Annotated in this window: 13 protein-coding genes; 4 read left to right on the top strand and 9 right to left on the bottom strand. The window is 60.8% G+C overall.

Annotated features, from left to right (window positions below):
* Positions 1–88 precede the first annotated feature (88 nt).
* Both HRH33_RS23580 and HRH33_RS23575 read left to right on the top strand, forming a co-directional pair.
* Positions 89–1,075 carry a hypothetical protein gene (locus HRH33_RS23580; RefSeq protein WP_243269840.1) on the top strand — a complete coding sequence of 329 codons (987 nt, stop codon included), beginning with the start codon at positions 89–91 and terminating at the stop codon, positions 1,073–1,075.
* A 29-nt stretch (positions 1,076–1,104) separates the two neighbouring features.
* Positions 1,105–1,887 (top strand): hypothetical protein, encoded by a 783-nt coding sequence (locus HRH33_RS23575; protein ID WP_167418194.1) that lies wholly within the window; start codon positions 1,105–1,107, stop codon positions 1,885–1,887.
* 51 nt (positions 1,888–1,938) lie between these two features.
* On the opposite strand, the gene lnt is transcribed toward HRH33_RS23575, so the two are convergent.
* The 5 genes from lnt to miaB all read right to left on the bottom strand — a co-directional run bounded on the left by lnt (position 1,939) and on the right by miaB (position 7,332).
* The gene (gene lnt / locus HRH33_RS23570; RefSeq protein WP_167418195.1) at positions 1,939–3,462 is read right to left on the bottom strand and encodes an apolipoprotein N-acyltransferase; all 1,524 of its coding nucleotides are present in this window, start codon (positions 3,460–3,462) and stop codon (positions 1,939–1,941) included.
* Positions 3,463–3,470: 8 nt separating this feature from the next.
* Complete coding sequence (locus tag HRH33_RS23565) at positions 3,471–4,310, bottom strand: CorC family transporter (protein WP_010206772.1); 840 nt, start codon at positions 4,308–4,310, stop codon at positions 3,471–3,473.
* Between the two features lie 42 nt (positions 4,311–4,352).
* Positions 4,353–4,811, bottom strand: a complete 459-nt coding sequence (ybeY, locus tag HRH33_RS23560; RefSeq protein ID WP_034100899.1) for an rRNA maturation RNase YbeY — start codon at positions 4,809–4,811, stop codon at positions 4,353–4,355.
* Complete coding sequence (locus HRH33_RS23555; RefSeq protein ID WP_167418196.1) at positions 4,804–5,808, bottom strand: PhoH family protein; 1,005 nt, start codon at positions 5,806–5,808, stop codon at positions 4,804–4,806. The genes ybeY and HRH33_RS23555 overlap by 8 nt, the downstream gene beginning before the upstream one ends.
* Positions 5,809–6,003: 195 nt before the next feature.
* On the bottom strand, positions 6,004–7,332 hold the full coding sequence (gene miaB, locus HRH33_RS23550; protein ID WP_034100897.1) for a tRNA (N6-isopentenyl adenosine(37)-C2)-methylthiotransferase MiaB: 1,329 nt from the start codon (positions 7,330–7,332) through the stop codon (positions 6,004–6,006).
* A 131-nt stretch (positions 7,333–7,463) separates the two neighbouring features.
* Here miaB and HRH33_RS23545 point away from each other — a divergent pair, with 131 nt between their 5' ends.
* Positions 7,464–7,790 carry a DUF1820 family protein gene (locus HRH33_RS23545; RefSeq protein ID WP_003215457.1) on the top strand — a complete coding sequence of 109 codons (327 nt, stop codon included), beginning with the start codon at positions 7,464–7,466 and terminating at the stop codon, positions 7,788–7,790.
* Between the two features lie 44 nt (positions 7,791–7,834).
* On the opposite strand, the gene HRH33_RS23540 is transcribed toward HRH33_RS23545, so the two are convergent.
* The 4 genes from HRH33_RS23540 to HRH33_RS23525 all read right to left on the bottom strand — a co-directional run bounded on the left by HRH33_RS23540 (position 7,835) and on the right by HRH33_RS23525 (position 11,369).
* Positions 7,835–8,389 (bottom strand): tetratricopeptide repeat protein, encoded by a 555-nt coding sequence (locus tag HRH33_RS23540; protein WP_034100891.1) that lies wholly within the window; start codon positions 8,387–8,389, stop codon positions 7,835–7,837.
* A gap of 225 nt (positions 8,390–8,614) precedes the next feature.
* Entirely contained in the window at positions 8,615–9,898 is a 1,284-nt protein-coding gene (hemL, locus tag HRH33_RS23535; protein ID WP_034100890.1) for a glutamate-1-semialdehyde 2,1-aminomutase, read from the bottom strand.
* Positions 9,899–9,909: 11 nt separating this feature from the next.
* Entirely contained in the window at positions 9,910–10,539 is a 630-nt protein-coding gene (gene thiE / locus HRH33_RS23530) for a thiamine phosphate synthase (RefSeq protein ID WP_167418197.1), read from the bottom strand.
* A gap of 32 nt (positions 10,540–10,571) precedes the next feature.
* Positions 10,572–11,369: a hydroxymethylpyrimidine/phosphomethylpyrimidine kinase gene (locus HRH33_RS23525; RefSeq protein WP_034100888.1), complete on the bottom strand. Its 798-nt coding sequence runs from the start codon at positions 11,367–11,369 to the stop codon at positions 10,572–10,574.
* Positions 11,370–11,646: 277 nt separating this feature from the next.
* Here HRH33_RS23525 and HRH33_RS23520 point away from each other — a divergent pair, with 277 nt between their 5' ends.
* A complete protein-coding gene (locus HRH33_RS23520; RefSeq protein WP_167418198.1) occupies positions 11,647–14,037 on the top strand; it encodes a hybrid sensor histidine kinase/response regulator in 2,391 nt (796 codons plus the stop codon).
* Positions 14,038–14,058 lie beyond the last annotated feature (21 nt).

Here is a 14,058-nt window from a genome sequence, read left to right as displayed (position 1 = left end):
TTTCAAGGGTTATTAGAGCTAGCTGTTGATGAGTGCCGGTTAGTCTTGGCTGGCCGTGGCTGTTAATGAAAACCAGGGAGAAAAAGGTATGAGTCATTCGGTTGCCAGCCCCGTAAATGGTTACTACGGGCGTTATCAGGCTGAGGTGCATAAAAGTTATGTGGGGGCGGCGCCTGAAAGGCCGCACGGGGCAGGGGTGTTCGACAGGGCCGCGCGCCCCGATGCCGCAGCAGCCAATAGTGCGGCTCCCCATGCCCAGGCTTCGTTCTCCGCGATCACTGACATGTTGCGCGAGTTAAATAACATGATCACTACGCTGTCCGCACGCATGGGTGGGCAGCAGCACAGGACATTACCCGCTACTAAGTTGATCCCTGATCAAACACGATCAGTGCATCAGCCCCATAGCCCGCCTTTGGAACGCTCGGCGCTCGGCGTAGATTCGCGTTCAGATGTTCCCGAGACGCCGCATCGAAAATTTATCCGGGGCAACGCGGAGAATGCCGGCATAAAACCGACCCATATTTGGGGGGCGTTCCAGGAAGGGGTGGGTAACTGCGTCACCGTCAGTGCAATCAAGGCCGCCATGGCTAAGTTCGGCCATAACCCTCATGGCATCTACAAGCAAATCACCGAAGTTAAGGACGGTTTTGAAGTCACCATGCGGGACTCTTTTAAGTTGCATATTTCCTTTGAGGAATTGGAAGAGGCTCAAGAAGGTGCCGGACTTAGGCCGGGCCACTCGGAGGATGTTCTTATCAATGCGCAGTTTTTATACGCCGTCAGTGCCAAACGAGCGCAGCTTGAAAACAATGACGGAAACGCCGAAGAGAGCTTCGAGGATGCCATGGTGACGCTGGCCGATGGAGAGCTTGCGGGCGAGGGGCTTATTCGCCTGGGATTGCGGGCGCATATGGCGCCTACCACCGTGAGGGAACTGGCCGAGGGTGCCATCGGAGTTCTCTGCAATGGGCCGCACCAAATGGCGGTAGTCGATGGCGCGCTTGATATGTGGGGCACCAAGACCAGCGTCTATAAGGACTTTCATTGGCGTTATGGCGCCAAACTGATCTAAACCAATCAAGTGAGTAAGGAATACTGCTGATGAGCGTGTCCAGAGTCGCTAACAGTTTTTACGAAGGGCGTTACGGTCAGCCTGTCACCGCCCAGCGCAACAATAACGAAAACACCTATTCATCGTACCGGTCGCCTCTCAATAGACCGTCCGCAAACCAGGCGTATGCCAGCCTCGACAACGGAGCAGAGCCCGGCAATTCATTGATCAAGGGCGATGCGGATTCACCCAGCGTTATCCCCACGAATATCTTCCGCGATTTCTACCAGGGCGGCAGTGGAAATTCAGTGGTTATTTCGGCGATTAAACTGGCCATGATGAAGTTTGGCCACAACCCTCATCATATCTATAAAAAAATAGAGGCAACGGCTGACGGGTTCAATGTGAGGATGAGGGACGGTTATAAGCTCTTCATTACTCATGACGAAATCCGGCAGGCTGCCGCCGCTTCGGGATTTATAGGCGACGGCTCCAATGATGTGCTGGTTAACGCCCAGTTTTTATATGCGGTCAGCGCCAAACGCATGCAGCTCGATAAGTTTTACGAGCGCAGCAGTGAAACCTTTGCCTCGGCGCTGCAAATGCTCAGCTCAGGTGATTATCCAGGTGAAGCATTACGGCGGCTGGGGCTGAAGCACCAGATGGTCGCCGCGTCGATGCGCGAGCTACGAAAGGGCGGAACGGGCTCGATGTATACCCCCGGCCATATGCTGGCCGTTGTCGACGGTCACATGGATTATTACGGGCGACGCGTGAAACTGGCTGGGTCGGGCATGGCAATCACCGGCAGAATCGCCATGACGCTAAGGTAGGTGCAAGGGCTTTCTCCTCGGAGAAAGCCCTGCCTGCGGGTGGGGCTCTTGTCAGCCGATTTTCGACAGGCGGCCCGCCAGCAGCGCCCAGCCAAACAGCCCCAGACACACGATGATCAACGGCCACGAACGCCATTGCAGGTACGGCGTCAGGTTATGCATGGGCACTACTTCGCCATACAGGATGCCGCGTTCGAACTGCGGGATCTGCACGGTGATCTGTCCGAACGGGTTGATCAGCCCGGTCACGCCGTTGTTGGTGGCGCGGATCATCCAGCGCCCTGCTTCCAGCGCACGCATCTGCGCCATTTGCAGGTGTTGCAGAGGGCCGATGGAGCGCCCGAACCAGGTGTCGTTGCTGATGGTCAGCAACAGGTCGCTCTGGGCTGAAAGGCCAGCGGCAAACTCGGGGTAAACCACTTCGTAGCAGATGAACGGGGCGATCTGATAACCCTTGGCTTGCAGCATGGCCTGGTCGGAGGGGCCGCGGGCAAAGTCCGACATCGGCAGGTCGAAGAACGCAATCAGCCCGCGCAATATGTCCTGCAACGGTACGTACTCACCGAAAGGCACCAGTTTTTGCTTCAGGTAGGTGCCGTCGCCTTCGCCCACTACGGTGATGCCGTTGAAGTAACGCTTCTGGTGGTGGACTTCCTGACGAATCGGCACGCCGGTAATCAGCGCGGTATGCCGGTCGGCCGCGAACCGCCCCATCATCCCCAGGTAACCCTCCACCGACTCCTTGAGCACCGGCACCGCTGTTTCGGGCCAGACCAGCAGGTCCACAGGCTTGGAGCTGAAACTCATGTCGCGGTACAGCGCCAATTGCGCATTGAGCTGCTGCGGGTCCCACTTCATGCTCTGTTCGATGTTGCCCTGGATCGCGGCCACCTTCAGCGGAGCGCCGGATGGCTCGGTCCAGGCATGATGTTTGAGCGCCAGCCCGATGCCCCATGGCGCGACCAGCAGCACCAGGCCCGCGGCGACAAAGCCATTGCGTTTGGCGGCCAGCAGGCGCGGCAGGTTGCACAGCACCGCAGCCGTAAGCGCCAGGGCAAAGGAAATCAGCCACATCCCGCCGAGCGGGGCCAGCCCTGCCAGTGGGCCATCGAGTTGACTGTAGCCGGAATAGAGCCATGGGAAACCGGTGAGGAACCAGCCGCGAAAGGCCTCTTGACCCACCCATAGCGCGGCGAATGTCAGGGCGTCGGCCAGCGGCGCTTCGTTGCGGCGCAGCCAGCGTGCCCACAGCCAGGCGGGCAGGGCGAAGAACCAGGCAATGGCGGCCGTGAACAACAGCATCAGGAACCCCGCCAGCAGCACCGAAGCGCCGCCGAAGTGGTGGATGCTGTAGTAGATCCAGCTGGTGCCGGCACCGAACAGGCCGAAACCGAAGCACCAGCCACGCCCCAAGGCCTGGCGCGGTGTCAGCTCTCGCAGGCCGATATAGAACAGCCCGACGGCCACCAGCGCAAATGGCCACAAATCGAACGGCGCCAGCGCCGGGGTAGTGATGGCGCCGGCCACCACGGCCAGCAGGTTACCGGGCCAGCCGGGTGCGATAAGACGGCGCATGTCAGTCCTTAGCGGGCGATAGGTGTCAGGCGAATCAAGTGGATACGACGGCTGTCGGCATTCAGGATGCGGAAGCGATAGGCGCCGATTTCGGTGGTTTCGTTGCGCTTGGGCAGGTGGCCAAACGCGCTCATCACCAAACCGCCCACTGTGTCGAACTCGTCATCGGAGAATTCGCTGTCGAAGAACTCGTTGAAGTTCTCGATCGGCGTCAACGCCTTGATCAGGAAGTCGCCGCTGGGCAGGGGCTTGATGTAGCTGTCTTCTTCGACGTCGTGTTCGTCTTCGATGTCGCCGACGATCTGTTCCAGTACGTCTTCGATGGTCACCAGGCCCGCCACGCCGCCGTATTCGTCAATCACGATGGCCATGTGGTTGTGGTTGGCGCGGAATTCGCGCAGCAGCACGTTCAGGCGCTTGGACTCGGGCACGAAGGTGGCCGGGCGCAGCAGGTCCTTGATGTTGAAGCTGTCGCCGTTCTCTTTGAGGATCAGCGGCAGCAGATCCTTGGCCAGCAGCACGCCCATGACGTCGTCATGGCTTTCGCCGATCACCGGGTAGCGCGAGTGCGCCGAGTCGATCACGGCCGGGAGGAACTCCCGTGGGGTCTGGGTCGCCTTGATGCTGATCATCTGCGAACGCGGGACCATGATGTCCCGGACCTGCAGGTCAGCCACCTGGATCGCGCCTTCGACGATGGCCAGCGCTTCGCTGTCCAGCAACTTGTTCTGATGGGCCTCGCGCAGCAGCTCCAGCAGCTCCTGGCGGTTTTTCGGCTCGTGGGCAAAAGCCTGGGTCAGTTTACCCAGCCATGACTTCTGCCCGTTGCTCGATCGGTCTTCGCTCATAGCGATTACTCTGAATCCTTTGTTGTTACAGTTGAGTGTTTTTTAAGCTTCGTCATCGGCATAAGGGTCGGGATGACCCAATTGCGCAAGCAACGTTCGTTCCAGTGCTTCCATTTCCTCGGCTTCGTCATCGTCTATATGGTCGTAACCCAAGAGATGCAAGCAGCCGTGGATGACTAGATGGGCCCAATGCGCCTCAAGTTCCTTGCCTTGTTCCCTGGCTTCACGCTCGACGACTTCGACGCAGATCACCAGGTCGCCCAGCAATGGAATGTCCAGCAACTCGTCGGGAACATCGGCGGGGAAGGACAACACGTTGGTCGCGTAGTCCTTGTGGCGCCAGGTGTGGTTCAGCTCGCGGCCCTCGGCCTCGCCCACCAGACGGATGGTCAGCTCCGAGTCGGCGCTGCGCTGGCGCAGTGCCAGTGCACACCATTGGCGAAACTGCTCCTCGCTGGGGGCTGGCGCGTCGGTGGCCAGCTGTAGATCCAGTTCAAGCATCGCCGCGAACGTCCTTGGCCGGGGCACCATCGCGATGGTCGAAGCGCTCGTAGGCTTCGACAATGCGCTGCACCAGCGGGTGGCGCACCACGTCCTTGGGCATAAAGTGCGTGAAGCTGATACCCGGAACGTCCTTGAGTACCTCGATCACCTGGGCGAGGCCGGACTTGGTGCCCTTGGGCAGGTCGACCTGGGTGACGTCGCCGGTAATCACGGCCGTGGAGCCGAAACCGATACGGGTGAGGAACATCTTCATCTGCTCGACGGTGGTGTTCTGGCTTTCGTCGAGGATGATGAAACTGTTGTTCAAGGTACGGCCGCGCATGTAGGCCAGCGGAGCGATCTCGATCACCTGGCGCTCGATCAGCTTGGCCACGTACTCGAAGCCGAGCATCTCGTAGAGCGCGTCGTAGAGCGGGCGCAGGTACGGGTCGATCTTCTGGGCCAGGTCACCGGGCAGGAAACCGAGCTTTTCACCGGCCTCGACCGCTGGGCGTACCAGCAGAATGCGGCGTACTTGCTCGCGTTCCAGAGCATCCACCGCGCAGGCCACGGCCAGGTAGGTCTTGCCGGTACCGGCCGGGCCGATGCCGAAGTTGATGTCGTTGCCGAGGATTTCCTTGACGTAGCGCTGCTGATTCAAGCCGCGTGGGCGAATCATGCCTTTCTTGGTGCGCAGGGCCACGCTGGCTTCGGCTACAGGGTTGTTGGCCAGGTCTTCCACGGCCGATTCCTGCAGGTACAGGTGCACGGTTTCCGGTGACAACTCGCTGCCCTTCGTCTCGCGGTAGAGACGGCGCAACAGGTTTTCTGCGGACGTGGTGTGCTGGGGGGCGCCAATGAGTTCGAACTGATTGCCGCGGTTGCGGATCTCGATGCTCAGGCGTTGTTCGATCAGGCGCAGGTGCTCGTCGAACTGTCCGCACAGATTGGCGAAACGGCGAGCCTCAAACGGCTCGAGGAGAAAACGATGGGGTTCTGCTATGGGTGCGTTCAAGGTTGCTTTTAGCCGCCCTTTGGCTGTTTAAGTGAAAGAGAGGATAACGCCAGTGACGCGGGTACGAAAGCACTTACGTCATTGGAATGTTGCACGGTTGCAATGTAGGTGGGGGGCTCGCCCCCGATAGCGGTGTGCCGGCAATAAAATGAGTGGTCTGATTCGCCGCCATCGGGGGCAAGCCCCCTCCCACGTTTATTGCACCAGCGAGCCGCGCAACGAATGCGGCTGCGCCGCATCGATGTGCACATCGGCAAACTGACCGATCAACGTTGGATTATCACAACGGAAATTGACGATCCGGTTGTTCTCGGTGCGGCCTTGCAGTTCGCCGGGGTCTTTCTTGGAATAGTCGGTGACCAGGATGCGCTGGATCGAACCGACCATTTGTCGGCTGATCTCGAAGCCCTGCTGATTCAGGCGATGTTGCAGGGCATTCAGGCGTTCTTTTTTCACGGTCTCCGGGGTTTCGTCCACCAGGTCCGCCGCCGGGGTGCCGGGGCGTTGGCTGTAGACGAACGAGTAGGAGAAGTCGAAGCCGACGTCTTCGATCAGTTTCATGGTTTGCTGGAAATCTTTCTCGGTTTCGCCGGGGAAACCGACGATAAAGTCCGAGCTGATGCAGATCCCCGGTACAGCCGCGCGCAATTTGCGCAGCTTGGATTTGTATTCCAGGGCCGTGTGGTTGCGCTTCATGGCCGCCAGAATGCGGTCCGAGCCCGATTGCACCGGCAAATGCAGGTGTTTGACCAGTTCCGGCACTTCGGCGTGGGCCTGGATCAGGCTGTCGGAGAATTCCAGTGGGTGCGAGGTGGTGTAGCGGATGCGCTCGATGCCGTCCACCGCCGCGACCACGCGGATCAGTTCGGCAAGGTCCGCCAGCCGCCCGTCGTGGGTCTGGCCGCGATAACCGTTGACGTTCTGACCCAGCAGGGTCACTTCGCGCACGCCGTTCTCGGCTAGGTGGATGATTTCCGACAGCACATCGTCAAATGGACGGCTGACTTCTTCGCCACGGGTGTAGGGCACCACGCAGAACGTGCAGTACTTGCTGCAACCTTCCATCACCGACACATAGGCGCTGGGCCCGTCGATGCGCGGCTCGGGCAAGTGGTCGAATTTTTCGATTTCAGGAAATGACACGTCAACCTGCGGCAGCTTGCTGGTGCGCGCGGCGTCGATCATCTCGGGTAGGCGATGCAGGGTCTGCGGGCCGAAAACCACGTCGACATAGGGCGCGCGGTCGCGAATCGCAGCGCCTTCCTGACTGGCCACGCAACCGCCGACGGCGATCACCATGTCCGGGTTGGCCAGTTTCAATTCGCGCCAACGACCCAGCTGCGAGTACACACGGTCCTGGGCCCGTTCGCGGATCGAGCAGGTATTGAGCAGGATCACGTCGGCATCTTCGGCGCGGGCGGTGACTTCCAGGGCCTGGTGTTCGCCCAGCAGGTCCACCATGCGCGAGCTGTCGTACTCGTTCATCTGGCAACCGTGGGTTTCGATGTAAAGCTTCTTGGCCATGGGAATCGTCAACTGGTGGTAAAGAACCGCGCATTATAGGGGGCATGCCCATTGGTTCCTAGCGCTGTGCATCGGGTGCCATGCTATAGTTCGCGCCCTCTTTTATATCCCCGATGTGTTATTCGCCCACCATGACCAAACGTGAAGCTCCAATCTACAAGGTGATTTTCCTCAACCAGGGCCAGGTGTTCGAGATGTACGCCAAGCAGATCTATCAAAGTGATCTGTGGGGCTTCCTGGAAGTGGAAGAGTTCGTCTTTGGCGAGCGCACCCAGTTGGTCGTCGATCCGGGCGAGGAAAAGCTCAAGGCGCAGTTCGAAGGTGTGGTGCGCAGCTTTGTGCCGATGCACTCGATCGTGCGCATCGATGAAGTCGAGCGCCTGGGTACACCGAAGATCAGCGAAGCACGGGGCATGAGCAATGTCATGCCGTTTCCGATGCCGATGCCTGAGAAGTAAGGCTGTTGCGGGGAGGGAGCAAGTTCCCTCGCCCGAGAATGGAATCAAGGCAGGGGCGAGAAGGGCGAACGCCCGTCGGCGCTTTGCAATTCCAGCAGGTACTTGCGGAAGATCTGTCCCAGTACCTGGGTAGCCACTTCCAGTTCATCGCGCTGCATGTGTTCGGCGACTTCGTCGGCGGTGTCCAGCGCGTCTTCGGCGCCGTTGACCGCCGCCATTTTCAACACGATGTAAGCCTGGACGTTATTGGCCGGCACACCTTCACCGTGGAAGAACATGTTGCCCAGCTCGAATTGCGCCTGCGCGTGGCCCTGTAACGACGCTTTTTCGAAATAGCTCAGGGCTTTGTTGAGGTCGCGAGCGGGGTTTTTGCTGTCATGGTAGTACTCGCCCAACTCGTATTGCGCCTGGGCATCCCCGTCGTCGGCCTGTTTCTGGCACGCGCTCAGCGCTTCGGCCTGGCTGTCTGGCTGGGTATTGAGGGTGCAACGACCCATCGCTGGGATTAACAACGAGTTGCCGCCTGCTTGTGCATGTGCCAGCAGCGGCTGAAGGAGCAACAGGCAGCCCAGAACCAGGGTGCGGCCGGTGCGTTTCATGGGAATCGACTTACCTCTGACGGGGCGCGCGGACCCTCGTGGGATCCAATAAGCGCGCATTATGAAATAAGCAGGCCCCTGCTTACAAAGTCTTTACTCGTTTTTCTGCTGGTTGGGCAAGTTATCTGCCGGATTGCAGGTTATTTCTCGAAAAAACTCGGAAATATCCGTAGGCAAAGTAGTCCATCAGGCGCCACTGGGGTGGCGCCTACCGGTTTCAAATGTTTATTTCAGAGCGGCGAAGGCGCGTTCAGCGGCATCCAGGGTCAGTTTCAACTCGGCGTCGCCATGGGCGATGGAGGTGAAACCGGCTTCGAACGCGCTTGGCGCCAGGTAAACCCCGCCCTCGAGCATCAGGTGGAAGAAGCGCTTGAACAGGTCCGCATCGCTACCCATCACGTCGTCGAAGGTGACGATATCGTCGGCGCCGCTGAAATACAGGCCGAACATACCGCCGGCCTGGGTGGTGACGAATGGGATACCGGCCGCATCGGCACGCTGTTGCAGGCCGTCGAGCAGACGGGTGGTGTAGTCGGTCAGTTCGGCGTGGAAGCCCGGACGGCTGATCAACCGCAGGGTGGTCAGGCCGGCGGCCATGGCCAGCGGGTTACCCGACAGCGTGCCGGCCTGGTACACCGGGCCCAGTGGGGCGATGTGCTGCATGATTTCGCGCTTGCCGCCGAAGCAGCCCACCGGCATACCGCCGCCGATGATCTTGCCGAAGGTGCTCAGGTCCGGCGTGACGCCGTAGTACGCCTGCGCGCCGCCCAAGGCGACGCGGAAACCGGTCATCACCTCGTCGAAGATCAGCACCACGCCATGTTTGTCGCATTGCTCGCGCAGGCCTTCGAGGAAGCCCGGCGCCGGCGGTACGCAGTTCATGTTGCCCGCCACCGGCTCGACGATGATGCACGCCACGTCCTGGCCGACTTCACTGAGCATGTGCTCTACGGCGGCGATGTCGTTGAAGGGCAGGGTCAGGGTGTGTTTGGCGAACGCCGCCGGCACACCGGCCGAGCTCGGTACGCCTTGGGTCAGCGCGCCGGACCCGGCCTTGACCAGCAGGCTGTCGGAGTGGCCGTGGTAGCAGCCTTCGAACTTGATGATGCTGTCGCGCCCGGTAAAGCCGCGAGCCAGGCGGATCGCACTCATGGTGGCTTCGGTGCCGGAACTGACCATGCGCACCATCTCCATCGACGGCACGATGGAGCACACCAGGTCAGCCATCTCGGTTTCCATGGCGGTCGGCGCGCCATAGGACAGGCCGTGTTCCAACTGCTTGCGCACGGCGTCCAGCACGTCCGGATGGCTGTGGCCGAGGATCATCGGGCCCCACGAGCCCACGTAGTCCACGTAGCGCTTGTCGTCTTCGTCGGTGACGTAGGCGCCTTCGGCATGTTTGAAGAACAACGGCGTGCCGCCCACGCTTTTGAACGCTCGCACGGGGGAGTTCACACCGCCGGGGATGTGTTTCTGGGCATTGGCAAACAGGGTTTCGGAACGGGACATGAGCGGGCTCTCTAAACTGAAGATTTAAGAAGGTCGTTGAAGGCGCGGGCGCGGCGCGTCACTTCCTGGGTGCTGTCGGCACCGAACAGGCCGTGGACCACGGCGAGCAGGTCGGCGCCCTGGGCCACCAGCGGTTCGGCGTTCTCCAGGGTGATGCCGCCGATCACGCAGATGGGCACATGCAGGCGCTGATGCGCTTCGGCCAGCATCTGCAACGTGGCGGCCGGGGCGCCGGGCTTGGTGTTGGAATTGAAGAAGCGGCCAAACGCCACGTAACTGGCGCCTTCTTTGGCGGCCTGTTCGGCCAGTTCGATCTGGCTGTGGCAGGTGGCGCCGATAATGGCTTTGGGGCCGAGCAACGCACGGGCCGGGGTGAGCGGGCCGTCGGTCTGGCCCAGGTGCACGCCGACGCCCAGGCGCGCGGCCAGTTCGGCGTCGTCGTTGATGATCAGTTGGGTCTTGTAGCGCGAGCACAGTTCTCGCAGCTTTTCGGCTTCGCGCAGGCGGCGCGCGTCATCGCTGCTTTTGTCGCGGTACTGCAGCAGGGTCACGCCACCGTCCAACGCCGCTTCGACGTAGGCGAGGAATTTGCCGGCCAACAGTTGGCCGTCGGTTATGGCGTAAAGGCCACGTAATTTCATCGGGCATGTCCCTTGAAGTGGCGAGCAGGCGCCTACGAGCAGAAATCCAGCGGCAGCCGGCGCGGTACGAACTGGCCCTGGCCGAGTTGTTCGGCGTCACGCAGCGTGCGCCAAGTGTAGTTGAGGGCCGATTGCACGGCGCTGACCAGGCCCTCGCCCTGGGCGAGACGCCCGGCCAAAGCGCTGGCCAGCGTGCAGCCCGAACCGTGATAGCTGCCCGGCAGGCGCTGACAGGTGAAGGTCTGGCGCGTGCCGTCGCGGCTATACAGGCGGTTGTGCACTTCATGCTCGTCGCCATGACCACCGGTGATCAACAGGTGTTTGATAAACGGCAGCAGCTTGTCGGCGCACTCGTCCGCCGTGCCTTCGGGCAGTTCGGCGAGGATACGTGCCTCGGGCAGGTTCGGCGTGGCGATCAGCGACAGCGGCAACAACCGCTCACGCATCGCGTAGCCCACTTCGTCCTTGCCCAGGCTACCGCCGCCGCCGGCGCGCAGCACCGGGTCGCAGACCACCGGCAGGTGCGGGTGCGCCTGCAGCAGCTCGACCACGGTGTCGACCATCGCGGTGGAGCCGAGCATGCCCAGCTTGACCGCCGCCACCTCGGAGTCGCTGAGCACGGCGTTGGCCTGGGCCAGCACCCACTCGCGGTCGAGCACGCGGAAGTCGCTGACGTTCACCGTGTTCTGCACGGTCAGCGCGGTAACGGCCGGAGCCGCATGGCAACCCTGGGCGAGCAGGGCTTCGATATCTGCCTGCAAGCCGGCGCCACCACTGGGATCATGGCCGGAGAGACAGAGGACAACAGGGCGAGAGCTGTAGATATTCATGGTGGGCGAGCTTACCACCAAACGCTTTTTGCGTGGCCTTCGGGCGGTGGCTGAATGTTGTCGCACCCGCCGAGTTTCTTTTGCTGCCTGAAACCCTGAAAAACAGTGCTGAAAGCCTTGATCTAGAGCCTTTCAAAAATTTATTTCAATGGTGTCCAATGGCCTGCAACGGCTATGCTAGAGTGGATTCAAACAACTTATCTGTACCGCCGGTGTACGTCTTCTCAAAAGGAATGGGGGGCTTTTGATATAACCGGACAGGCCACGCTGGGGCTCTATGCGCTATTTGCTGATTCTATTGTTGTGCGGGCTGCCGATGCTCGCCAGCGCCATTGAGTTCAACCAGGACACCCGAAGCCTGCCCCTGGGCCGAGCCCTGCAAGTGCTCGAAGACCCGAGCGCCGCCCTCACCATTGCCGATGTCAGCGCGCCTTCCGCGCTCGCGCAATTCAAGCTCCACGATAAGGACACCCTCAACGCCGGCTATTCGCGCTCGGTGTTCTGGCTCAAGCTCAATCTGCACTATGTGCCCCACAACGCCGAGGCCCGACGCACCTGGCTGCTGGAGCTGGCGTACCCGCCGCTGGACCATCTGGACCTGTACCTGCCCGACAGCACGGGCACCTATCGTTTGGTCAGGCGCACTGGAGATGCGTTGCCGTTCGCCAGTCGCGAGATCCGTCAGAACAACTACCTGTTCAAGTTGGATTTCACCCCGGGCGAGGATAAAACCGTTTATCTGCGAGTGCAGAGCGAGGGTTCGATCCAGGCGCCGCTGACCCTCTGGTCGAGCACCGCGTATCTGGAACAGCAGCCGCTGCGCCTGTATGTGCTGGGTCTGATCTATGGCGTGTTGCTGGGGATGCTGGTCTATAACCTGTTCATCTACCTCAGCGTGCGCGACACCAGCTACCTGTATTACATCTTCTATATCGCCTCGTTCGGTCTGTACCAGTTGTCGGTCAACGGCGCGGCGGTGGAATATTTCTGGCCCAACAACCCTTGGTGGGCGAACGCCGCGACACCGTTTCTGATCGGCGCGTCGGCGCTGTTCGGCAGTCTGTTCGCGCGCAGCTTTTTGCACACCGCTCAACACAGTCGCTGGATCAACCGTGTGTTGCTGGCGCTGGTGGCGTGCGGGGCAGTGGTCATGCTGCTGTCGTTGATGACCAGCTACGCGCTGGCGTTGCGACTGGCCACGGGCCTGGCGCTGGTGTTCACCGTGACCATCTTCGTCGCCGCCATCAAGGCCTGGTACTGCGGGCAGAGGGTGGCGCGTTACTTCATCATCGCCTGGTCGGCGTTCCTGCTGGGCGGGGTGGTCAACACCCTGATGGTGCTGGGCTATCTGCCCAATATGTTCCTGACCATGTACGCCAGTCAGATCGGTTCGGCGATTGAAGTGGCACTGCTGTCCCTGGCCCTGGCCGACCGCATCAACGCCATGCGCGAGCAGCAGGCGCAGATTCTGTTCGATGCCAGCCAAAAGCTCGAAGTGCTTAACTCCCAATTGGCCCGCAGCAACCGGCTCAAGGATGAGTTTCTCGCCACCCTGACCCACGAACTACGCACGCCGATGAACGGCGTGATCGGTTCCCTGGAACTCATGCAGACGGTGCCCCTGAGTCACGATCTGGCCCAATACCATCAGACCGCCGCCGGCTCCGCGCGGGACATGATGCGCATGGTCAATGGCATCCTCACCCTCACCGAATTGCAGGCCGGTCGCCTGAGTGCGCAACACCGCGTGTTCAGCCTGCGTGGCGTGCTCGACAGCGTGCGCCAGCAATTTAATACCAGCGCCCAGGGCAAGGGCCTGGCGTTTTCCATCGACGTGGCGGATGAGCTGCCGGACCGTCTGGAGGGGGACGTCGACAAGCTTATTCAGTGCCTGGATTGCCTGCTGGACAACGCCTTCAAATTCACCCACGAAGGTTCGGTACGCCTGCGCGTGGTGGGAGTGCCTCACCGCGACGGCGGCGTGCACCTGAGTTTTATCGTGACTGACACCGGCATTGGTTTTGCCTCTCTGGATGAGGCCACGCTGTATCAGCGCTTCTTCCAACTGGATGGCTCGACCACCCGCGAATACGGCGGGTTGGGCATCGGTCTGGCGATCTGCCGGCAATTGATCGAACTGATCGGCGGGCGCCTCACCCATCATTCCGAACCCCGCAAGGGCAGTCGCTTCCAGCTCGAAATGCAGGTGCGATCGGTGCCGTCCGAAGCCAAGCCGGCGACGGCGCGGCAACGAGCGCCGCAGGATTGCGCGGTGTTGTTGGTGGATGACAACAGCGTCGGTCAACTGGCCGTGCGCGGCATGCTGCTCAAGCTCGGCTATCGGGTCAAAACCGTGGACAGTGGCCCTGCGGCGCTGGAGGCGCTGCAAGCGCAGACGTTTGACGCGGTTCTGTTGGACCTTCCCGAAAGAAGCTTCTCTGTGTGCTGTCAGATCCGCGCGCTGCCTGGTGGGGGAGAATTGCCGGTGATCGCCCTGGGTACATCGTCGAATGTGCCTGAGCGAGAGCGGTGCCTGGGCGTAGGTGTCACTGAGCGTTTGACCAAACCGGTGCGTTTCGAGGCGCTGCAAGCGGTGATGGAGCGCTGCGTGCTAGGGGTTTTAGAGGGTGAAAGCGCCGCGCATTCGGCGCGTATGTCACTTTTTTAAGCGCGGTAGCGATGCTTAACT

Origin of the sequence: Pseudomonas rhodesiae, from assembly GCF_013285305.1 — a bacterium.
Lineage (GTDB): Bacteria > Pseudomonadota > Gammaproteobacteria > Pseudomonadales > Pseudomonadaceae > Aquipseudomonas > Aquipseudomonas rhodesiae.
Note: the sequence above shows the minus strand (reverse complement) of the source record. Positions and strands in the feature narration are given on the sequence as shown.

What these genes read in the sequence shown, in the direction of transcription:
- lnt (WP_167418195.1), bottom strand. Translation starts at nt 3,462, where the DNA reads ATGCGCCGTCTTATCGCACCCGGCTGGCCCGGTAACCTGCTGGCCGTG.
- miaB (WP_034100897.1), bottom strand. Translation starts at nt 7,332, where the DNA reads ATGGCCAAGAAGCTTTACATCGAAACCCACGGTTGCCAGATGAACGAG.
- ybeY (WP_034100899.1), bottom strand. Translation starts at nt 4,811, where the DNA reads ATGCTTGAACTGGATCTACAGCTGGCCACCGACGCGCCAGCCCCCAGC.
- HRH33_RS23520 (WP_167418198.1), top strand. Translation starts at nt 11,647, where the DNA reads ATGCGCTATTTGCTGATTCTATTGTTGTGCGGGCTGCCGATGCTCGCC.
- HRH33_RS23545 (WP_003215457.1), top strand. Translation starts at nt 7,464, where the DNA reads ATGACCAAACGTGAAGCTCCAATCTACAAGGTGATTTTCCTCAACCAG.
- HRH33_RS23540 (WP_034100891.1), bottom strand. Translation starts at nt 8,389, where the DNA reads ATGAAACGCACCGGCCGCACCCTGGTTCTGGGCTGCCTGTTGCTCCTT.
- hemL (WP_034100890.1), bottom strand. Translation starts at nt 9,898, where the DNA reads ATGTCCCGTTCCGAAACCCTGTTTGCCAATGCCCAGAAACACATCCCC.
- HRH33_RS23575 (WP_167418194.1), top strand. Translation starts at nt 1,105, where the DNA reads ATGAGCGTGTCCAGAGTCGCTAACAGTTTTTACGAAGGGCGTTACGGT.
- HRH33_RS23565 (WP_010206772.1), bottom strand. Translation starts at nt 4,310, where the DNA reads ATGAGCGAAGACCGATCGAGCAACGGGCAGAAGTCATGGCTGGGTAAA.
- HRH33_RS23580 (WP_243269840.1), top strand. Translation starts at nt 89, where the DNA reads ATGAGTCATTCGGTTGCCAGCCCCGTAAATGGTTACTACGGGCGTTAT.
- HRH33_RS23525 (WP_034100888.1), bottom strand. Translation starts at nt 11,369, where the DNA reads ATGAATATCTACAGCTCTCGCCCTGTTGTCCTCTGTCTCTCCGGCCAT.
- thiE (WP_167418197.1), bottom strand. Translation starts at nt 10,539, where the DNA reads ATGAAATTACGTGGCCTTTACGCCATAACCGACGGCCAACTGTTGGCC.